At 57.1% G+C, this 22,899-nt stretch carries 11 protein-coding genes; 10 read left to right on the forward strand and 1 reads right to left on the reverse strand.

All coding sequences use genetic code 11. From position 1 onward, the window contains the following. Positions 1-2 precede the first annotated feature (2 nt). Positions 3-323, reverse strand: a complete 321-nt coding sequence (locus tag BBD38_RS06395) for a metal-sensing transcriptional repressor (protein ID WP_066685918.1) — start codon at positions 321-323, stop codon at positions 3-5. A 419-nt stretch (positions 324-742) separates the two neighbouring features. Here BBD38_RS06395 and BBD38_RS06400 point away from each other — a divergent pair, with 419 nt between their 5' ends. The 10 genes from BBD38_RS06400 to BBD38_RS06440 form a co-directional block, all read left to right on the forward strand. Next, a complete protein-coding gene (locus tag BBD38_RS06400) occupies positions 743-2,242 on the forward strand; it encodes a hypothetical protein (RefSeq protein ID WP_066685920.1) in 1,500 nt (499 codons plus the stop codon). A 112-nt stretch (positions 2,243-2,354) separates the two neighbouring features. Beyond that, positions 2,355-4,244: a DUF2207 domain-containing protein gene (locus BBD38_RS06405; protein ID WP_066685922.1), complete on the forward strand. Its 1,890-nt coding sequence runs from the start codon at positions 2,355-2,357 to the stop codon at positions 4,242-4,244. A gap of 712 nt (positions 4,245-4,956) precedes the next feature. Next, positions 4,957-5,415, forward strand: a complete 459-nt coding sequence (locus BBD38_RS06410) for an RrF2 family transcriptional regulator (RefSeq protein WP_066685924.1) — start codon at positions 4,957-4,959, stop codon at positions 5,413-5,415. Next, the gene (locus BBD38_RS06415; protein ID WP_066685926.1) at positions 5,396-6,109 is read left to right on the forward strand and encodes a LytR/AlgR family response regulator transcription factor; all 714 of its coding nucleotides are present in this window, start codon (positions 5,396-5,398) and stop codon (positions 6,107-6,109) included. Before BBD38_RS06410 ends, BBD38_RS06415 begins: the two co-directional genes overlap by 20 nt. A 229-nt stretch (positions 6,110-6,338) precedes the next feature. Further along, positions 6,339-7,208 (forward strand): hypothetical protein, encoded by an 870-nt coding sequence (locus tag BBD38_RS06420; RefSeq protein WP_147568105.1) that lies wholly within the window; start codon positions 6,339-6,341, stop codon positions 7,206-7,208. Positions 7,209-7,221: 13 nt separating this feature from the next. Beyond that, positions 7,222-7,380 carry a hypothetical protein gene (locus tag BBD38_RS14470; protein WP_156738174.1) on the forward strand — a complete coding sequence of 53 codons (159 nt, stop codon included), beginning with the start codon at positions 7,222-7,224 and terminating at the stop codon, positions 7,378-7,380. Then, positions 7,380-8,441, forward strand: coding sequence for a hypothetical protein (locus BBD38_RS06425; protein ID WP_066685929.1), 1,062 nt, complete (start codon positions 7,380-7,382; stop codon positions 8,439-8,441). Before BBD38_RS14470 ends, BBD38_RS06425 begins: the two co-directional genes overlap by 1 nt. A gap of 26 nt (positions 8,442-8,467) precedes the next feature. Next, positions 8,468-9,169 (forward strand): hypothetical protein, encoded by a 702-nt coding sequence (locus BBD38_RS06430; RefSeq protein ID WP_066685930.1) that lies wholly within the window; start codon positions 8,468-8,470, stop codon positions 9,167-9,169. 41 nt (positions 9,170-9,210) lie between these two features. Further along, complete coding sequence (gene lepB, locus BBD38_RS06435) at positions 9,211-9,804, forward strand: signal peptidase I (protein ID WP_082989529.1); 594 nt, start codon at positions 9,211-9,213, stop codon at positions 9,802-9,804. A gap of 29 nt (positions 9,805-9,833) precedes the next feature. Continuing rightward, a partial coding sequence (locus BBD38_RS06440; RefSeq protein WP_147568106.1) for a DUF7601 domain-containing protein occupies positions 9,834-22,899 on the forward strand: 13,066 nt, incomplete at its 3' end.

Consider the following 22,899-nt stretch of genomic DNA (forward strand, 5'->3'; position numbering starts at 1 on the left):
CCTTACTTCAACTTTTTGACCAGCTCTACCGCTTCATCCACAATGCCGGTGTTTCCCTTGCGGATTTCCTCCACCACGCACGTCTCCATGTGGTCCTGCAAAACCAGGTAGCCAAACGACTGGAGCGCGCTTTCAACAGCTGCGACCTGCGTGAGGATATCCCCGCAGTAGCGGTTTTCATCCAGCATTTTGCCGATGCCGGAAAGCTGGCCTGCCATCCGGTTCAAGCGGTTCTTTAAAAGGCGCAGCTCTTCCCCGCTGCGCGGTGTGGTTTTCTGGTGGCATGCGCACTGCGCGTCCATATTGTTTTGTTTGTTTTCCATCGGCGTCCTCCGCACTGCACAATATTTGATACCGTATCAATACCCCGTACAGGTATTAAATAACAACAATTATAATATACCCCCATGGGGTATATGTCAAACAGGAATGCAGCAAAAAAGAAGCGCGCCTTGGCCTGCGGATAAAGAGGATTCTTGAAATTGTGCGGCGGGGACGGTATAGTAGTATAAAAAGGATTAATAGGCGGCCTTGCCGCAATCAACGGCAAAAGAACGGGTGTCAACCGGCTGCCCGGGGCAATTTTTACCGATCATGCCTTATTTCGTCCCGTTTGTTCCGGAAACGGGACATTTGGGGAACCTCCGGCGTATAATAAGTAAAGCAAACGGCTGTCCGGCACAGGGGCCGGCGGCTGTTTCAGATAACAAGTAAAAAAGATATTGACTCGGGAGGAAAAATAATGAAACGGAAATTAACGGCGGTTATTTTGGCGACGCTCCTTGTGCTTACGCTGTTCCCCGCGGTAGCGGGGGCGGAGGAGGAACCGGTACAGCCCCTTGCTGCGACCTATGCCCTCGATGTAACAGTGAACGGCACAGGCTCGCTGGACGTGAAAATCGGGGAGGCGGCGCCTGTAACGGTGGACGGCAGCCAGCAATTTGATGTGGACGAAGGCGCGCAGGTAACGCTTATGTGGAACGCGGAGGAAGGATCGTACCTTGACGTCCTTTCGGTCGGCGGCACGGACGTCCCGGCGGGCGAAGGGGAATACGCGGATTCCTACACGTTCACCATGGATCAGGCAAAGAGCGTTACGGCTACGTTTACGGAGTATGCCATGGTCAGCTTCGATGTCAGCATCAAAGGGCCGGGCGTACTGCATATGCTCGAAAATGGGGTATGGGGCGGCGTGGCCCCGATGGAGGATTCCATCGAGGTGCAGGAGGGCAGTACGCTGACCTTCCGGGCTTCCGCTAAGGAAAACGGGGTCTTTGCGGGCGCGTACGTGAACGGGCAGCCGGTGGAGGCGACTCCGGCGGAGGACGGCGGATACCAATTTGAGGTTGAAAACGTACGGGAGCACGGCAGCATCGAGGTCGTATTTACGGAGATGGCCAGCATCGACGTAGACATCGAAGGGCCGGGCAGCCTGTTCATGCTGGAAAACGGAAAATGGTTCGGCGTTGCCGGGGGAGAAGGTTCTATTTCGGTACCGGTGGGAAGCACCGCCACCTTCCGGGCTTATCCGGACGAGGACGCGTCCTTCCTGCTCGCGGTTGTCAACGGGCAGCCGGTGAACGCGACGGAAACAGGGGACGGCGGCTATGAATTCCAGGCTGCGGACCTCAGGGAGAACGGCAAGGTAGAGGTTGCGTTCCTGGGAGCAATCGATATCGGCGTATTGAACCAGGACGAGGCGACGGGCATCAAATATTTCCTGCCGAGCGCGATGGTAACGCCGGGCAGCAATATTACCCCCGATTCCCTGCTCCAGATCGGCGCGGTGACGGGCGGCGACGCATATGAGGCGGTGAAAGCCGCCGTCGCGAGGTTCGGGACCGTGTTCACGGCGTATGATATCACGCTGGTGAACAGCAGCGGGGCGTACCAGCCGAATGTTCCCGTGTTCCTTGGGTTCCCGCTGCCGGACGGCTACAGCACAAACCCGGAAAACCTCCATGTCGTCCATGTTGCGGCGGACGGCTCCGGGGAAGAAATGCCCTTTGAGCTTGAAACAGGCGAGGATGGCAAAAACTACCTGACGGTGGAAGCGACAAGCTTCAGCGTCTATGCAATCGTGGATTCTTCACAGGCCGCGGCGGCGGATACTCCCGGAAATAAAGCGCCCAAAACAGGGGACACGGAAAACATGATGCTTTTCCTTGTGCTTGCGGCGGTTTCGGCGGGGCTGATCGGCTGCACGGTTTACCGTAAGGTAAAGAACGGGAAAGCGCAATAGCGCAGGCCCGGCGGTAAACAGACCGCCTTGCCCGTAGGGTGAAAAATGCAGGGAAACGGCGGCTCCGCAAAGGCCGCCGTTTCACGTATCGGAAATATTCGGAGGGAAAACCATGAAAAAAGTATTGAGGAATGTTGCCGTGCTCGCTGTTTTGCTGGCAATCCTGCTGCTTCCGTCTTTTGCATTCGCGCAGGCGGAACCGGATTATGTAATAAGGAGCGAAGATATTGCGGTCAAGGTGAACAAGGACAATACGTATGATATCTCAAAAAAGGTAACGGCGGATTTTTCAGGCAGCATAGGGGAGACGCACGGAATCACGGAAACGGTTCCCGTTGATATGCAGCTGAAGCGCATGGTGAACGGGAATTTTGTGGAAAACGGGGCGCATGCGGTTCTTTCGGACCTGACCGCCAACGTACCGGCCGATATGGAGAAGGACGGCAACAATATGGTCGTCCGCCTGGGCGACCCGGATACGGCGGTTACCGGGGTGCAGGAATATGAGTACGGTTACCGCTACGACCTCGGCGCGGATACCCTTCCGGGCGCGGATGAATTTTATTACAACCTCGTCAGCCCGGAAAATACAATTCCCATTGAACACCTTACCTTCACCATCGAAATGCCGGAGGAATTCAATGCGGAAAAGATCGGCTTTACCACCGGGGATTCCGGCAGCGGGACGTATGATACGGAAGCGCTCCGCTATACGGTGGAGGGAAACACCATCCGGGGCGAGGTGGTAAAAACAATTGAAGGCGGCTATGGCGTGGGCGTGCGGATCGAATTGCCGGAGGGCTACTATGTGGGCGCGCGCACCGCGTTTTCCTCCTTCCTCCCGGCGTTGGCTGCGGGCGCCGCGGCGCTTGTGGCAACCATTATCCTGCTTGCGGCGGCCGGAAGCAGGCGCAGGGAAGTGGAAACGGTTGAATTTGAAGCGCCGGAGGGCATGAACAGCGCGGACGTGGGTTATATTATCGACGGGGAATCAAGCGATAAGGACGTCGTTTCCCTGCTGATTTGCTGGGCCGACCGGGGATATATCGAAATCCACCAGCCGGACGAAAAAAACATGGTCTTTAAAAAAGTACAGGATTTGCCTGCGGACGCCAACGACTATGAAAAAATCATTTTCAGCAAGATGTTCGTACTCTCGGACAGCATCGGCATCAAGGAAATGAAATACGAATTTGCCGATACGATCCGTTCCGCCAAAAAGCGGATCAAGGCAAAGTATAATACGGCGCAAAACCGCGTGTATACCAAAAAATCGGTTGCGTTTGAATATTTGTCCACCGTTCTGGCGGCGGTTCCGCTGGCGGCAATTGCCATCGTTGCGTCTTACCTCGACAGCATGGATGTGTTTAACTCCGTGCTGATGGGCGTGATCTTCGGGCTGGTCTGCTGGTTCGGCGCGCTGCTGGTGTGCGACGCCGTCAGCAAACGGAAATCGGATAAAAAATCGGCAAGCATCGGCAAGACGATCGGCGGGATTGTGCTGATCGCCGCATGCTATGCCGCCGTTTACCTGTTCTTCCCGCTGATCGCCGGGCTGTGGCTGTGTATTCCGGCGGTGGCGTCCTTCCTGATGGCGCTTATGGCGGGATCGATGCCCCGGCGCACAGAGCAAGGCGCGCAGTGGGCGGGGCGCATTCTTGGCCTGAAGCGCTTTATCGAAACGGTGGAAGCCGATAAACTGAAAACAATGGTGAACGACGATCCGTCCTATTTTTACCACATCCTGCCCTATGCCTATGTGCTGGGCGTTTCGGACGTATGGGCAAAACGGTTTGAAAGCATCGCCCTCGAGCCGCCGCATTGGTATTATGGCTATTACGGAGGCGTTTACTCCACCGTATGGTTCACGCGCTCCATAGACCGGGGCATGCGGGACGCGCTTGCCAGCATGACGGCAACCAGAAACTCCGGCGGCAGCGGTTCCGGCGGCGGGGGCTTCTCCGGCGGCGGCGCGGGCGGCAGCAGCTTTGGCAGGTGGTAAGGGCAAACATTTGAAAAACGGAAAAAGCTGCAAGGCTGCGGCCTGCGGCGGATAAAACAGATCATTCTTTAAACGGGAAGCCAGCCTTATTATCGGCCTGCTTCCCGTTTTTTATTGGAGGACGCGCGCCCCGGCCGCAAAAAAGAATACGGAACGAGACCCCTGCTGCGGGATTGAAGCGGCAGGGGCCTTTTTTTTTGCAAATAAATTTCCGGTTTTTGAGGGCAGGGCCAAAACGGGCGGAACAACAGCCTACTGTTCCGGCAGGGCGGGCGGCATGCGGGCGGAGGCATGGCCGCCGTGCCGGATGCTGCACAAATAAAAGACTCGAAAAATAATTATTGCAAGATTAATTAAAAAACTTGCATAAATCACACATGTGTCACACAACGCGCGTGAGTACTCAATATTCGTCTTAAAATGAATAATACTTTACCTTATGATAAAAATATAAGTTTTTCGAGAGTGAAAGCAGGGAAATATAAGAGCTGCTTTTGAACGAAAAAATGAAATATGAATCTACGGAATTGCATGAAGGAGAAGAAATTGCCGGTTTGAAAGAATCAGGACATAGAACGGACTGTGGAAGACAAAACACATTCGGGAGAATGTGTTTTAAAAAGTCCCAAACGAATATAAGCAGTGGGTTATATCCGTTCCCGCAGACGGGGCGGACGCTGGGCAAGGGCTCTCATATAAAGAGGAAAAAACGATGCAGCTGACAATAACAACCGATTATGCGATCCGCGTCATTATGTATCTTTCCAAAACCAGGCGCGTTACGTCTGCCGGGGAAATATCCGAGCAGGTCGGAATTGCCAAAAAATCCTTGCTGGCGACGGCAAACAAGCTGCGCAGCGCGAAGCTGATTGCCGGACATATGGGCGTATCGGGGGGCTACAGCCTGATGCGGCGCCCGGAGGACATTACCCTCCTCGACATTATGAAGGTGACGGAAGGGTCGATCAAGATAAACCATTGTCTCGAGCACGGAAAGAACAACCCGTGCTTTCGTTCGGAATATTGCCCGGTCCACGAGTTTTACTGCGGCCTGCAGGAAAAGCTGGAGGGATACTTTACCAGTGTGACCATCCAGCAGCTGCTGGACAGGGCGGCCAAGCTGCCCAAAGAAACCTTCAAGGAGAAAACCAGTGAACATAGCGCTTTGTGACGATTGCAGGGAAAACATCATGCTGTACACCGACCTGTTAAGCTCTATCTGCGAGAAACACCGGATTGAACTTAAGATCGACCCATATTTAAGCGGAAAGCAACTATTGTTTGAACTGGGCGACCCGCAAAGGCAGCCGGACCTGATTTACCTCGACATCGACATGCCGGGGCTGGACGGGATTGAAACAGCCGGAAGGCTGCGCGAAAGCGGGGTTGAAAGCGAAATTATCTTCCTTACGGCGAGCACGGCGGTAAATGTTATTTTAAGGGCGTTTGATGTGGATGCATTCCACTATGTGGTTAAAGAGGAGACCCCCCGGGAACGGTTTGAACAAATTTTTCTCCGGGTGCAGGAGAAATGCGAAAAGAAAAAGCGGGAAACGCTTATCTTCTCCTGCGCGGGGGAAAGCCGCAAGGTGTTTGTAAAAGACATTCATTATTTCGAAGTGCAGGGTCATTGTATCAATGTATATTACAAGGACACGAGCTTCGCATTTTATTCTACCTTCAGGAAAATCGAGAACATGCTCTCGAACCAGGGATTCATACGGACTCACCGCTCTTATATCGTGGCGGTGGAAAAAATCGCACAATTTAATGCGGGTCACAAACAGATTGCACTTGTAAACGGAGCGATGGTGCCGGTCGGAAGGGCCTATATGAAGGCCGTACGGGCGGTGTGCACCCTGTAGCCGGATGTGTCGTTTAAGGGAAAAAAATGTCGTTTGCGTGCCGAAACAGGTTGTCTGCGTCATGTTTTCTCTCAAACGGACCCCTTTGCTGTAAAACTATACTACGAAAGAATAGCAGGATTTTGACGTTTTACAGAGAGGAGCGGTTACGACGAAAAAGCAAAGGCATTACAAATTCATTGCAATATGCATCGCGTTTCTGTTATGCCTGTGCTTTCCGTTTTATGCCATGGCGGCACAGCAGGACGGATACCACCATGTCGACTGGCCGGATTTCTGCCTCCAGGCGTGGGATGTTACCATGACCGGCCGCGAAGCGTATGAGCTGAACGGACAGGGAGTGCTGGAACATGAGGTAATCAGGCGGTCGGGAGCGATCATCCGGCATATGCCGGGGCTGGCGCCGTATGAAGGAACCTTTGAAGCGGCTGACCTCGGTGAATTAACGGACCGGCAGCAGCCGGGGGATTACCCGGTGACGCTGTACCTGCACGCCGAAGACACGCGGCAGAATTATATTGAGATCACGGTGCATGTAACAGAGCCGGGGCCGGAACCGACGCCGACGCCAACGCCGACGCCAACGGCGGGGCCGACAGCAAAACCAACGCCGACTCCAACGGCAGGGCCGACAGAAACGCCCGAACCGACGCCGTCGCAAACAATAATGCCGTCGCCGGTTCCCGAACCGGCAGGGGAACCCTCGGCCGATCCGATACCCGAACCGACAGAAGAACCCCCGGCAGAACCGACGCCCAAGCCGACTGCGGAAAGGGCGGGCGCCGCGGGCGGCAGCATAAAGCAGCAGGGCGGTCCGCCCCCGGACGGGGAGGCGCCTTTGGAAACACAGGAACCGGCCCCGGACACGGAACCGGAACCGGAGGAGACGGCCGACGCCAAAGCGGCAGAAGCGCCCGCGGCATCGGAGGAACCGGCGGAACCTGCCGGTGAAGAAGAAAAGGACGGCGGGACCCACGGCGAATGGACGCCTCTTGCAGTCACACTGTTCGGCGGCGCCGGAGCGCTCGGGCTGTTGTTCGGAATCAGTATCGCAAAAGATATCGGAGCAATCCGTTGGTATAACAGCAGGAAGAAATAAAAGGAGAAAAGGGATGAATCATCTGGAACTGATCGGACTATTACTGCTCGTGGGCATCGCGGCGGCAGGTACGGTTATAAAATGCATCACCCGCAGGCAGCTCGGGGATATGGATGGAATCAGCGGCGTTTTTACCAGCAGGCATGATGAAAACGTCGTAGGGAAATTCTGATGGGCAGCCGGGGCAGGCTGGCACAGCTGCCGCAGGAACCGGGAACGTACCCGGAGATCGCGCAATATTTCAGGATGCTCGTCCTTCCAACGGCACTGTTTGGATATAACAAGAAACGCGTGATCGACGCGTTGCAATGCCTGGATGGACTGTATAAAAGTAAAATTGCCGAATTAAAGGAAGAATTTGCACGGAAAATTGCGTGGGAAATCAGCGGCAGGAAAGAAGACACGCAATCCTCCGTAACAATAGATCAATCAGGAAAGGGACTTGGTATGAAAGAGCGTATGGAATTTCAACAATTAAGAAAAATGGGGAAGAACGATTTACTCCGTCTTTTGCAGGAATGCGATGATGAAAACCGCGGGCTGAAATTGGAAAACGAAAACAGCGAAAGAAAAATACGGGAGCTCAGAAGCCTGATTGAAGAGATGGAAAAAGAAAAGGACAAACAGAGGATCGGCCATATCGAGCCGGGCTCGCTGGCGGAATCCATGATCCAGGTGAACGGCGTGATGGAAGCGGCGCAAAAGGCCGCGGACCAATATATCGCCCGCATCCGGGAGCTTGAGGCGGTGAAGCAGCAGGAAGCGGATAAAATCGTGGAGACGGCGCGCGGGCGGGCCGAGCAAATCCTTGCCCAGGCCAAGGCGGGCGCACAGCGGATGAAGGCCGCGAGCACAAACGTGCTGCAAACGCTGCAGGAGGAAATCGACCATATGCTGGTGGGCGCGCGGGGCGCGTTCGAGCAAAAGGGCGAAGTGGAAGACCTGCATGAAGAGGCCGCGCCCATACAGCGGCAGGCGGAAGAAAGCGAACGGGTTCCCCACCTGAATGAAATATTGGGTTCCGGCGAGGGCGCGCCGAAAACGCACACACCGGACGAAACGGATTCGTGGAAGAAGGATTCGGCCGCGGCGGACCCGCAGGGCGGGGGGCAGGAATATGAACAATATGAAGCGTTTCTGGACGAGGTCGATAAATTTACTGCAAATTTGAACGACGAGATCAAAAATGCGATGGACGATATCACAAATAAAACACAACAGCCCGGGCAATAAGCGAAGGGTCCTGAAGGGAGGCTCCCATGCCGGAGACCACGCGTGAAATGAAAAAACTCCAAAAGCTGAACCGGGGAGACCTGGTTATCCTGCTTGGGCAGCTCGAAGAGGAATTGGGAAAAACAGAACAGGAAAACGAACGCCTGCGGAGCAGGATCGGCGACCTCACGGCAAAGAACAGTGCGCTGGAACAGGAAAAAAACGGGCTTGCCCGCCGGAACGGCGAAATCGTCGATGTACTCCGGGAGGTGAACAAACAGCTCCTCGAGCGGGAGAAACAGGAAAGACAGGAAACCCGCCCCGCGAACTGGCAGGCGATTGAAAATTTTGCCCGGCAGCTGAGCGAGGCGTCGCACCAGGCAAAGGAACACGTAACGGCCTTAAAACAGCTGGAACAAATGCGCCGGGAAGAGGTTGAAGCCGCAAAGGAAACCGCGCGGCGCGAAGCGGCAGGAATCGTGGAAGCGGCGCGGCAGGAAGCGGTTGTGATTATGCAGCGGGTGAAGGCGAAAAACATGGAGATGCTTTCCAACATACAGGAAGCCGTAAACAAGGCGCAGCAGGGATACGACAACGCGGAAAAGGCCAAACCCGCGCCCACGCCGCCGCAGGAAGCGGCGCCGGAGGGCAGCGAAGGAACACGGTCGGCCTTCAGTACGGACCAGGTAAAAAAGTTGCTGAAGGTATTGAAGCGGCTGGATAAGGATGAAGCGGAAGAAGTGCAATAATCCGGCCGCAGGGAAGGAAATTACGAAGGGATACTTAACATTTGGCTCAGACGAGAAGCGGAAGGCGGCCAAGCCTTGAGGCGATACATGCTGAAATCAAGCGGATTGAACAACGCCGGGAGCGGCAAAAAGAGGTGGGTGGAATCATCGGGCGCATCCTTTTTGTCGTCATGGCGGTTATGCTGCTCAACATTTACGTCCTGCGCATCGCAACCGTTTCCGGCGCGTCCATGGAGCCGACCCTCCGGGGCGGGGACGTGGTACTGTGCTCCCCCCTTGGATATAAACCGGACTACGGCGATATCGTCGTTACGGAGCTGGACATCGGGGAGGGCGACCTGGCGAAGCGGGTAATCGCGCTCGCGGGAGACACGGTGGATATCGATCCCGGCACGGGCGCGGTAAGCGTCAACGGAAAAGTGATCGACGAGCCCTATATCGCGGAGCCCATACATGAAAAGCCCGACATGGAGTTTCCGGCGGTGGTGCCCCGCGGCAGGGTGTTTATCCTGGGGGATAACCGCAACAATTCGGTAGACAGCCGCAAGGAAATCGTGGGGATGGTGCCGGAATCGACAATCCTCGGGAAAGTGGTTTTCCGGATATGGCCGCTGGGCGGCTTCGGGCCAATATAAATAGAGAGAGCAACAGGCGAAGGGGCCTGATGATTAATAGAAACGCAGGACGGGCAAAGCCCGCCATGAGAATGTTTGATAGATTTGCAGAGAAACAAAGGAGAAAAGCGATGAACGGGAACTGGCAATCAAAGAAAGAAGAGTATCTCCAGAAAAGCAATAAGATTTCCGCCAAGAAACGGGTGCGGAATATAATTTTGCTTATTCTGGCTGTCGTTATTGCGGCCAGCAGCGTAATCACGGTATTCGCGCAGACGGATACCGGGATGTTCGGCGCGCCTGCTGCGCAGGAAAACGGCGGTGAAGCTCCCACGCAGGACGGCGGAGAGGGCGAGGCGCAGCAAACGCCTTCGTCAGACGAAACGCCGCCCCCGGCAGAACCGGAGGCTTCCGCGTCCACGGACGCAGCGGAGGAAGCGGCGGAGGCCGGAGGGCTGTGGATTTACAACACCATCACAGGAGAAAACATCGCGGAGGATGAGGCGGCGGAATATGTGCTCAGCGTTGGCGGAGCGATATACGCAAACCAGCCGTACCGCCTGTTTGACGTGACGAAAAACCCTGCCGAAGAATTGGACATTGCCTACGCGACGGACGCGGAAGGCAAGTTCATGCTGAAAACAGGCCAAACGGCGCTGTTTGAGGGAATTGAGCCGGGAACCGAATATATGGTGGAAGGAAGCGCGAAAGAGGGCTTCTCCTTTGTTGCCCCGGAAACGGGCGTGCCGGTCGAAAACACGGCGGCGCTGGCCATTGGAACGGAAGGCGGAGCCTCCGCAATCGGAACCATGACGGAAGCGGGCAGCGCGGCGCAGTTTGAGCTTGCGCAGGACCCGGCGGAAGAAACCGAGCCGGAACCAACCCCGAGTGAGGAACCGGGCGAAGAGCCGGAGCCAACCCCGAGCGAGGAACCAAGCGAAGAACCGAGCGAGGAACCGACGGCAAGTGAAGAGCCTGCGGCTCCGAGCGAGCAGCCGCAGGCAACGCCTACCCCTGCCCCGACGCAGGATGTGCCGCAAAATGACGCTGATTCGGACAACCTTGTCACGCCGTTTGCGGACGAGGAGACGGAGCCCTATAAATTTGAATTAAAGTGGATCGCGTACGACAGCCTGCCGGGCACCAAGTCGGACAGCGACCTTTCGCTTACCGGTTGGAACAGCCGGACGGCAAGGACAATCAAGGCCCAGGTGACGTTTTCCAACAACGTGGATTACGCCATCGGCGAGGTACAGATACGCATCCCCGCGGCCCTGCTGAAATACCGCGACGGAAAGCCAATGAACGGCGCGGACTGCAAATTTGTGGATATCGGCGTAAAGATGGCGCCGGAAATGGTCACCAAGTCCGATTTCTGGTATACCATCGACCCGGAAACGGGCGACATTATCCTCACCAACTGCAAGCCCATCAAGGCGGGCGGCAACAACCTGATCCAGGTTGCCTGGGGCGTGGACGCCATGGGCGTTGAAGACGAAACCGATTTTGGCTTCGCGGCGGGCCTTACCACCAAGGGCGAAGAACAGCCGCCGAGCAACACCATCACGGGCAGCATCGATACGTCCGCGACGGTAACGTCCGCGACGAAGGAAGCGATCAACGGCGGTAAGGTTGCGAACTGGACCACGGTCCAGAGCTATGCGCCGAACCTCAAGGGCGAGGAAAAACCGGCGGACTTTGACGACTACTGGTATCTGGTTTACCGGATGAGTTATAATACCAGCTTTACGCAGCCCTACAATATCAAGGTGACGGAGATTCCCGGAACGGGCGGCGAGCTCGTTGGCGGCTACACCGAAAGGCTCGGCTCGGGGACGTCGGCAAGCGCGCTTGCGGGCCGGTGGGACCTCGATACGAACACCATCGACTTTTCGATCGACCAGACGCTGTACAGCAGTAGCAGCTCCTATTACGATAATATCGCTTACCCGGGCAGCAGCAGGTATTATATCTATTCCGTGGTGCGCTTCCCCAAGGACCAGTACGATACGGGAACCAGCGCCGAAAATACGTTCCAGGTGGACCTCACCGGGGTAGATGACAACATCACGAGCACGCAGTCGAAGACCATCGCGACGCCCATCGTGGAATGGACGCCGCCGCGGCCGACGGGCAGCCTGTATGCCAACTATAAATACCGTTCGGGCAACAACGGCCTCGTTCCCGTGCTGCAGACGGCGATGAAAAACGGCAAGGATTATTCGATGCCTTCGAGCAATGTCAGCCTCGGGGACGGGACATACCAGCCGTACAGCTTTTATATGTATACGTACGGCCGGAAGTACCTGAACGAAACCAATATCCCCACGCCGGAAAACAGCCAGATGAACTTAATTGTCGAGGACGGGCGGTTCCTTGCGGACAATATTGAGCTCGGGCCGGAGGATTACTATATTTCGAACTGGGTTATTACCCTCGATGATAAGCTGTGGATCATCGACCCATCAATCGAGATGTCGGATTATTCCAATTTTAGTTCCCCCACGGGCAAGCCGGTGAAGCTTTACGTGCAGACGGCGGCGGCCCCCAATGCATGGCAGGCTGCGGGCGAAATCCCGTACGAGGATACGGTTAAGAAAGCCGCCGATTACAACGGGCACGAACGGTACGTTCCCGTAGGCGGAGTCGACGCGATGTCTTATGTACCGGCTTCCCTGAAAGCGGAAGGCATCTATAAGGTGAGGGCCGAGCACCTGTCGGATTCGTCCAACGGATGGTCGTCGCAGATGTATATGTATATCAACCCGACGATCCGGCACGATTCGCCTGTCTTTAAGGCGCGGATCGAGAGTTCCATTGAAACCGGAAACCGGATCGCGTTCCAGAACTATGAAACGGGCCGGATCGAGCTGAACGGTTCGCAGGTGTATACAAACGAATATTACCAATATAAAGAGTTTGTGCCTATGTACACGGTGAATGGCTTCAGCAAATCCGTGGCGTTGACGGACGACAGGACAAACAGCCAGGTCAAGGCGGCGGTAACGCTTACCGGCACGCAGTCGCTGCTGTACAATTATAGGGAAAGCAATTCCTACCGGAGCAACGTGACCTTCCAGATGCTCAAGGATGCAGGCGATAACGTAACGCTCGACGAGATGGGATGGACGCAGAAGGACTGGGTGTTTTACGACCTGCTGCCGGAGGGCTACGCGTTCGACCCGAACGTGCCCATCCGGGCGTACAGCAACTATAACAACACCGATAACCGGACCTACTTCCTGGCCAACCAGGACGTGACGGTCACCTCGTACGACGTCATCGAGGATTACCGGGGCAGTGGGCGCACGATGGTTAAGGTGAACGTACATACGGAATTCAACCCGACCCCGACCAGCTACGGCGAGCCGTACTTAAGCGACTCCATATACGCCAGTATCTATGTGAGCATGGGGGCCTATTTCCGCTACACGGATTACAAGACGGCAAACGGGAAGGAAAACGACGCGGCGTGGCAGCCGCTCGAAGGAGAATTCCTCGGCATAGGCAACCAGTACTCCAGCAATGAATATGTGCGCCCGGACAGCGGCGCGAACGCGCCTTCCGGCGTGGGCAAGGACGACGAGGGAAAATCGTATTTCTACGACCTGAACGAAGACGGCGACGCGGATTCCATGAATACGCAGTATAACTCCGCCTCGAGGACGATCGACATCACGGTGGCGACGGCGACGGGCATCGACAAGGCGGTCAAGGAGGATGCGGACAAGTTTGCGTCCTATGACGAGGAAGCGCGCGTCGCGACGAGCGAAACATACAGCTACCGCCTGCAGGTGCAGAACACGGACGGCGGCACGATGAAGAACGTCGTGATTTACGACCGGCTGGAGCGCGCGGCCATCGATCGCGCGGGCATGGAAGATTTTACGTTCGACAGCACCTATTGGCAGGGTATCCTGCAGGATGTGGACACCATCCAGGCGCGGCGCAAGGGCATCGAACCGGTGGTGTATTATTCCACCAACCCGACGGCGGCATACGACCTCACGGACGCGGCGTCCGGCTGGACAACGACGAAGCCGGCGGATATGAGCACGGTCAAAGCGGTCGCGGTGGACCTTTCCAAGAAAACGGACGGCACGGATTATGTGTTCGCGCCGCTCGAGGGCACCTATGTAATGCTGAAAATGAAGGCGCCGGCCCTTCTTACCGAGCCGACGATCCACGCCTACAACAACCCGGCGTGGGTAAACGAGTTTACGGCGGCGACGGGCGAAACCAAAACAGAGACCACGCTCGGAAACAGCGTTATCGTGGAACTGTTCGAGCCGGCGGAGCTGCGCGTCACCAAGCAGGCGACGGGCGTAGACCTCGACGCGATCGATTTCAGCTATACGCTTTTGCAGGACGGTGAGCCCTACGGCCCGGCGGAATATACATTATATGATATCAGCGACCCGGCGAACCCGACGGAAATTCCGGGCACATGGGCGACGGACGCAAACGGGAAATTCACGCTGAAGTCAGGCCAGATGGCGGTGTTCTCCCGCATGGAAAACAAGCTGACCTACACCGTGACGGAAGCGGAGATGACGGGCAACACCATAGTATCGCCGGAAGGCGGCGTGGCGACGGGAACGCTCGACAAGAATAACCCGCAGACGGCGGCGTTTGTCAACGATTATAAAGGCAACCTCGCGAGGCTGAGGCTTACCAAGACGGTAAACACCGTTTCGGGCAGCGTGGCCGCGCCGGCGGACGACGAGTTTGAGTTTACCATCAAGATGGGCAAAACGGCGACCACGCTTGCGCCGTACGCAAACCAGGAATACAAGCTGTATTTGTCGAACGGCACGGAAATCACGGAAGGCGGCCCGTTCAAGACGGACGGCGAAGGCAAGTTTACGATCAAGGGGGGCCAGTATATCGAGTTCCCGCAGGTGGTCAAGGGCTGGCGGTATGAGATTACCGAAACGCCGAAGGACGATTATACGGTAACCAGCCCGAGCTCGGGCGTATACAGCGGCGCGATCACAACCAGCAGCGCCCTCCTGCCCCTTACGTCCGTCGGATTTACCAACCGCTATGCGGCATACCGTCCGCTGAACATTGAAAAAACGGTGACGGCGGCGCAGGGCTTTACCGCGCCGGAAGACGCAGAATTCAGGTTCAGGGTTTTGGTACGCGGCAGTTATTATGCAAATAAGCCGTACAGGCTTTACGATATTTCCAACCCGGCCAGCCCGGTGGAACTGATCGGCAGCTATGAGACGGACGCAAACGGGTACCTGACGCTGAAAGATAAACAGCGCGCGGTATTTGAAGACCTCATCGCGGGCTATACCTACACGGTGACCGAGGATGCGAAGGAAAACTTTATTACCACGAAGACGGGCGATACGGGCGCCATTTCCAACGGCGCAAACGGATCGACGGCGGCGTTTACGAACCGTTTCGAGCCGAGGAACAAGCTGACGGTGGAAAAGAAGGTCGAATCCGTATCCGGGCTGACGGCTCCCACGGGCGACACCTTTGAATTTACGGTCAAGCTGGGCGGGCAGCCGCTTGCGGATACTCCGTATATCCTTTACGGAACGGACGGAAACCCGGTCAGCGGAAACTACAAGACGGACGCAAACGGCAAACTGACGCTTGCGGCGGGCCAGAAAGCGGAGTTTTCGGTGCTGCGCGGCGCCGCCTATACGGTGGAGGAAACGAAAAAAGCGGATTACACCACCACGAAGACGGGCGACACGGGTAACATCGCGGACGACGACAGCTCGAAGGCGGTCTTTACGAACAAATACGACCCGAAGCGCAACATCGGCCTCACAAAGCTGGTAACCGCTTCCGCGTCGCTGCCCGCGCCGCTGGACGATGAATTTACGTTCACGGTAAGGGTGAACGCGCAGACGTATATACTGAAAACCTATAAGCTGTATTATGCGGAAAACGCGGCGGACGGCCCGGGTGCGGCAACCTGGATCGAAGTGCCGGGCACACACATGACGAACGAGCGCGGCGAGTTGAAACTCAAGGCAAACCAGCGCGCGGTATTCGAGGACATTCCGGTGGGCAGCACGTATGAATTTGTGGAATCCGCAAAGGACGGCTATACGTCGCAGTATCTAACGGGCAACGGGCTGAGCCCGGCGAGCGGGACGGTCAGCCTCAGCAACATCGAGGTGTATGCGAACAACACGTACGAGCCCAGGCAGGGCCTTACGGTAAAGAAAGTCGTATCGGGCACGGATGCGCCGGCGGGCGATGCGTTCTCCTTCACGGTGAAGGTAGGCGGGCAGGCTTATGCAGGCCAGGAATATAAGCTCTATGGCGCGGACGGCGTGGAAATCACGGCGGGCGGCCCGTTCAAGACGGACGGCGAAGGCAAGTTCACGCTTACGGCCGGACAGTCTGCGGTATTCGGCGGTATCCTGCTGAATTCGACCTACGAAGTCAGCGAGGATACGAAGGCGGATTACACGCAGGACAAAGCGAGCGCGAGCGGGACTATTTCATCCACGGGAAGCACGGTGCAGTTTGCGAACAATTATGAACCGAAACGCACGCTGACCGTACAAAAGACGGTTACGGCAAGCGCGGGACTTCCCGCCCCCACGGACGCGGAGTTTGAGTTTACGGTCAAAATCGGGGACGTTCCCTATGCAAACAAGGATTACACGCTGGTTGAAACAAACGGAAACGTGGCCAACGGGAGCCACCAGACGGACGCAAACGGCAAGCTGACCTTAAAAGCGGGCGAGAAAGCGGTCTTTGACGGAATTTCCGCGGGGCTGAAATACGAAGTGACGGAAACGCCGAACCCGGATTACCAGACCACGTCGGCAGGAACGGAAGGCCATATCGCTGTGGACGGCAGCTCGACGGCGGCGTTTACGAACCACTATGCGCCGGAGCGCGACCTTGAAATCAGCAAGACGGTCACGGCCAGCCAGGGCTTCATTGCCCCGGACGGAGATACGTTCACGTTTACGGTCAAGATCGACGGCGTGCTGTATAAGTATAAACCATATAAGCTGTACGACATCGCAGACCCGGCGAATCCGGTCCCGATACCCGGCGACCGCATGACGGACAAGGACGGCAAGCTGACGCTGGAAGCGGGCCAGAAGGCGGTCTTTGAGAAAATCGCCGTAAACAGCGTATATGAAGTGACGGAAGACCCGAAGGACAATTACACGTCCTCGGCGTCATCGATATCAGGGCCGGTCACCATAGACGGCGGCGAGGCTTCGTTTACCAACAATTACGAGCCGAAGCAGGGCCTTACGGTCAAAAAGACGGTAACAGGAAACAATGCGCCGCAGAGCGACGAATTCACGTTCACCGTGAAGGTAGGCGGCGAGGCTTACGCAAATAAGTCCTATAGGCTGTATGAAAACGGCGTGGAGCAGATCGGCGTATACCAGACGGACGCGGACGGCAAGCTGACGCTCAAAAACGGCCAGGAAGCGGTATTCAGTAAGGATATCACCGTAAATACGCCGTACGAAGTGACGGAGGATGCAAAGGAAGACTACGAAACGACGAGCACGGGCGCGGCGGGAAACATCGCGGCGGCAGGCTCGACGGCGTCCTTTGTAAACAACTATGCCCCGCTTCGCGGACTGATGATCGCAAAAGAAGTGACGGGCACGGACGTTCCGGCAGACGCGACGTTTGAATTCACGGTCAACGTAGGCGGCAGCGCGTATGCGAATAAGGAATACAAGCTTTATGACGCGAGCAATAACGAAATTTTGGACAACGCTCCCTATTGGACGGACGGAAGCGGCAAGCTGACCCTGCAGGCGGGCCAGAAGGCAATCTTTAACGGAATCCTTGCGGGGACGCCCTACGAAGTGGTAGAAACGCCGAATGCGGATTATGTGACAAGCGCGACAGACGCAACAGGCCAGCTTGCCACAAACGGCAGCGCGGCAATGTTCACAAACAGCTACGAGCCCAAACGCAGCCTGCAGATCACCAAAATGGTGACGGCCGCGCAGGGGCTGACCGCACCTGACGGCGACGAATTTACGTTTACGCTCAGGATCGGCGGCGCGGAATACCAGTATAAACCATACAAGCTGTACGATGTTTCCGGCTCGCTGGGCCCGGTGGAAATCCCGAACGCCAGCGGTTATATGACGGACGGCAAGGGACAGTTCAAGCTCAAAGCCAGCCAGATGGCGGTATTTGCGGATATCCCGGTCGGCACGACATACAATGTTGTGGAAAGCGGCAGGAATGGTTATGTAGCGGACGACCCGACGCACGAAGGAGCAATCGCAGACGGAGAAAACAGCATCGTAGTAACGAACAACTACGAACCGAAGCAGGGCCTGACCGTTGCCAAAACGGTGACGGGCGAAAGCGCTCCCGCGGGCGACGTATTCACGTTTACCGTGAAGGTCGGCGGTGCGCCGTATGCAAGCCAGCCGTATACGCTCATTGGCGCGGACGGCAATGAAATCACGGCGGGCGGCCCGTTCTCAACGGACGCGGACGGCAAGCTGACGCTGCAGGCGGACCAGAAGGCAGTGTTTGAAGGCATCCTGCAGGGCACGGCTTATGAAGTCATCGAGGAAGCGAAGGAAGATTATACGGCGGATAAAACGAGCGAAGGCGGAAGGATTTCCTCTGAAGGCAACCTTGCGCAGTTCAACAATAACTATGCGCCCCTGCGCGACCTTACCATTACCAAAACGGTAACGGGCGAGGGCGTTCCGGCGGACGCGACGTTTGAATTCACGGTCAAGGTGGCCGGGCAGGCGTATGCGGCAAAGACCTATCGGCTCTATGGCGCGGACGGCAATGAAATCACGACGGGCGGCCCGTTCGCGACGACGGCGGAAGGCAAGCTGAACCTTAAGGCGGGGCAGAAAGCAGTGTTTGAGAACCTTTCCGCAAGCTGGCAGTATGAAGTGACGGAGACGGCGAACGCGGATTATGTAACAAGCGCGACCGGAGCGACGGGCACGGTTTCAACAGACGGCTCGGAAGCGGCGTTCACGAACAGCTACGAGCCCAAACGGAACCTCGAAGTGAGCAAAAAAGTGACGGCTTCCGCGGGCTTCACGGCCCCGGACGGCGACAAGTTCACGTTTACGGTCAAGGTGAACGGCACGCCGTATGTGTTCAGGCAGTACCGCCTGTATTATGCACCGGAAGGCATGCCCGAGACGGAGATTTTGGCAGGCCCGTATACGACGGACAAGAACGGCCAGCTGACGCTGGAAGCAGACCAGAAAGCGGTATTTGTCGACGGCATCGCGGTCAATACGCCTTATGAGGTTACCGAGAGCGTGGCGAACGGCTACGTTGCGGACGGCCTGGTGAAGGACGGGAACATTGTGGACGGCGCGAACAGCGTGGTATTCACAAATAATTATGAACCCAAGCAGGGCCTGACCGTACAAAAGACGGTTGTGGGCGAAAACGCCCCGGCGGGCGACACGTTCACGTTTGTTGTCAAGGTCGGCGGCGTACCGTACGCAGAGCAGGAATATAAGCTTTACAGCGCGGACGGCACGGAAATCACAGCGGGCGGCCCGTTCAAGACGGATACGGACGGCAAGCTGAGCCTCACGGCAGGCCAGTACGCGACCTTTGGCAGCATCCTCCAGGGGACTGCATGGGAAGTAACGGAAGAAACAAAGACGGACTACAGGACGGATAACGCAACGCAGAGCGGCGCAATCGCTGCGGACGGCTCTATGGCGGCATTCACGAATACCTATGAGCCGAAGCGCGGCCTTACCATTACCAAAACGGTGACGGGCGACGCCCCGGCAGGCGCGGCGTTCGAATTCACGGTGAACGTGGCGGGCGCTCCGTATGCGGACAAAGAATATAAGCTCTATGGTTCGGACGGAAACGAGATCACGGCAGGCGGGCCGTTCAAGACGGACGCAAGCGGCAAGCTGAGCCTTACGGCAGGCCAGAAAGCGCTGTTTGAAGGCATCACGGCGGGCACATCCTATGAAGTGGTGGAGACGCCGAATGCGGATTATGTGACAAGCGCGACGGGCGACAAGAGTACGATTGCGGCGGACGGCAGTTCGACGGCGGCGTTTAGCAATGCTTATACGCCGAAACGCAGCCTCGAGATCAGCAAAACGGTAACGGCTTCCCCGGGCTTCACGGCCCCGGCGGGCGACGTGTTCGAGTTCACGGTTACCGTGGAGGGTGCCGTATACCGCTATCGGGAATATAAACTGTACGACATCAGCGACCCGGCGGCCCCGATTGAAATCCTGGGCAACACCTACCAGACGGATATAGGCGGCAGGCTGGCGCTTGAGGCAAACCAGAAAGCAGTGTTCATCGACGGCATCGCGGTGGGCGCATCCTATAAGGTGGAAGAGACCGCCAAAGGCGGCAGCTATGTCCAGACCTCGCCTTCCGGCGCGGCCACGGGCAGCATTGTGGACGGCGAAAACGTTGTGGCGTTCACGAACAACTACGAGCCGAAGCAGGGCCTGACGGTCAAAAAGACGGTAACGGGGGCAAACGCCCCGGCGGGCGACACGTTCGAGTTCACGGTGAACGTGGCGGGCGCTCCGTACGCAGGCCAGGAATACAAGCTGTATCGTTCGGACGATACGGAAATCACAGCGGGCGGGCCGTTCAAGACGGACGCAAGCGGCAAGCTGACGCTTACGGCAGGCCAGTACGCGGTATTCGGCGGCATCCTGCAGGGAACGGCGTACGAGGTTGTGGAAACGCCGAAGGCGGACTATGTACAGGCGGCGACGGGCGATACCGGAACGGTATCCGAAGCGGGCTCGACGGCAAGCTTTACAAACAGCTATGAGCCGCTGCGGACCCTCGCGGTTGAAAAGCAGGTGACGGGCGACGCCCCGGCAGGCGCGGCGTTCGAGTTCACGGTCAGCGTAGGCGGCAGCGCGTATGCGGACAAGGAATACAGGCTCTACGGCTCCGACGGGATCGAGATCACGGCGGGCGGGCCGTTCAAGACGGACACAAGCGGCAAGCTGAGCCTTACGGCAGGCCAGAAGGCAGTGTTTGAAGGCATTGTGGCGGGCACGGCGTACGAAGTGAAGGAGACCGCGAACGCGGACTACGAAACGACGAGTACGGGCGATACGGGCAGCGTTGCGGAAGACAACAGCAGCGCGGCGGTGTTCACGAACAACTATGCGCCGAAGCGCAACCTGGAAGTGAGCAAAACGGTAACGGCTTCCCCGGGCTTCACGGCCCCGGACGGCGACACGTTCACCTTCACGGTAAGGATTGACGGTGCGTTATACCGCTATGCGAAGTATACGCTGTACGACATCAGCGACCCGGCGGCGCCGGTTGTAATTCCGGGCGACAACTATATGACGAACGGAAGCGGCAGGCTGACGCTCACCGCAAACCAGAAAGCGGTGTTTGAAGGCATCGCGGTTGGCCGGAATTTCGATGTTTCGGAAAACGCGAAAGATGGTTACGTCCAGACGCAGCCACAAGGCGGCTTATCCGCAAACGGCGAGATCACCACGGACGGCGGCAGCGCGGAATTCGTGAATAATTACGAACCGAAGCAGGGCCTCCTGGTACAGAAAACGGTATCGGGCGACGGCGCCCCGGCGGGCGATACGTTCGAGTTCACGGTGAACGTGGCGGGCGCTCCGTACGCGGACGAAGAATACAGGCTCTATGGCGCGGACGGCAATGAGATCACGGCGGGCGGACCGTTCTATACGGACGCAAGCGGCAAGCTGACGCTCAAAGCGGGACAAGCCGCACTGTTCGAGGAAATTCCTGTCGGCACGGCATACGAGGTAACAGAGACGGCGAAGGACGATTATGTCCAGACCCAGCCGGAAAACGGCGGCCCGGCAACGGGGAACCTTGCTCCTTCCGGCAGCACGGCGGGCTTTACAAACAACTATGAACCGCAGCGCACCCTGACGCTTGAAAAACAGGTGACGGGTGAAAACGTCCCGGGAGACGCGACGTTCCGCTTTACGGTAAGGGTAGGCGGCAGCGCGTATGCAAATAAGGAGTACAAACTCTATGGCGCGGACGGCGTGGAAATCACGGTGGGCGCTCCCTATAAAACGGGGCCGCTCGGCAGGCTGAACCTTAAGGCGGGCGAAAAAGCGGTCTTTGAAGGAATTACGGCAGGCCTTGGCTATGAAATAACAGAGGATACATACGCGGACTACGAGACGACGAGCACAGGCGATACGGGCAGCATTGCGGAAGACAACAGCAGCGCGGCGGTGTTCACGAACAACTATGCGCCGAAGCGCAGCCTGGAAGTGAGCAAAACGGTAACGGCATCCCCGGGCTTCACGGCCCCGGACGGCGACGCGTTTACCTTCACGGTGAAGGTGGGCGGCACGGTATACCGCTACGCGGAGTACAAGCTGTACGACATCAGCGACCCGGCGGCCCCGGTCGAGATTCCGGGCGGCAGCAGCGGCTACATGACGGACAAGGACGGCAGGCTGACGCTTACGGCGAACCAGAAGGCAGTGTTTGAAGGCATCGCAGTCGGCACGACCTATGAAGTGACGGAAAGCGCGAAGGACGGTTATGCGGCGGACCATACGTCGCAGGACGGCAGCATTGCGGACGGCGAAAACAGCGTGGTATTCACGAACAACTACGAGCCGAAGCAGGGCCTGACGGTCAAAAAGACGGTAACAGGGGCAAACGCCCCGGCGGGCGACACGTTCGAGTTTACGGTGAACGTGGCGGGCGCACCGTATGCGGACAAGGAATACGACCTGTATGAAGGCGGCGTACAGCAGATCGGCGTGTACAAGACGGACGCGGACGGGAAGCTGACGCTGAAGGATAACCAGGAAGCGGTATTCGGCGGCATCCTGCAGGGAACGGCGTACGAGGTTGTGGAAACGCCGAAGACGGACTATGTACAGACGGCGACGGGCGATACCGGAACGGTATCCGAAGCGGGCTCGACGGCAAGCTTTGAGAACGCCTACAAGCCGCTGCGGACCCTCACGGTTGAAAAGCAGGTGACGGGCGACGCCCCGGCAGGCGCGGCGTTCGAGTTCACGGTCAGCGTAGGCGGCAGCGCGTATGCAGATAAAGAATACAAGCTCTACGGCTCCGACGGAAACGAGATCACGGCGGGCGGGCCGTTCAAGACGGACGCAAGCGGCAAGCTGAGCC

The organism is Christensenella intestinihominis, assembly GCF_001678845.1.
Lineage (GTDB): Bacteria > Bacillota > Clostridia > Christensenellales > Christensenellaceae > Christensenella > Christensenella intestinihominis.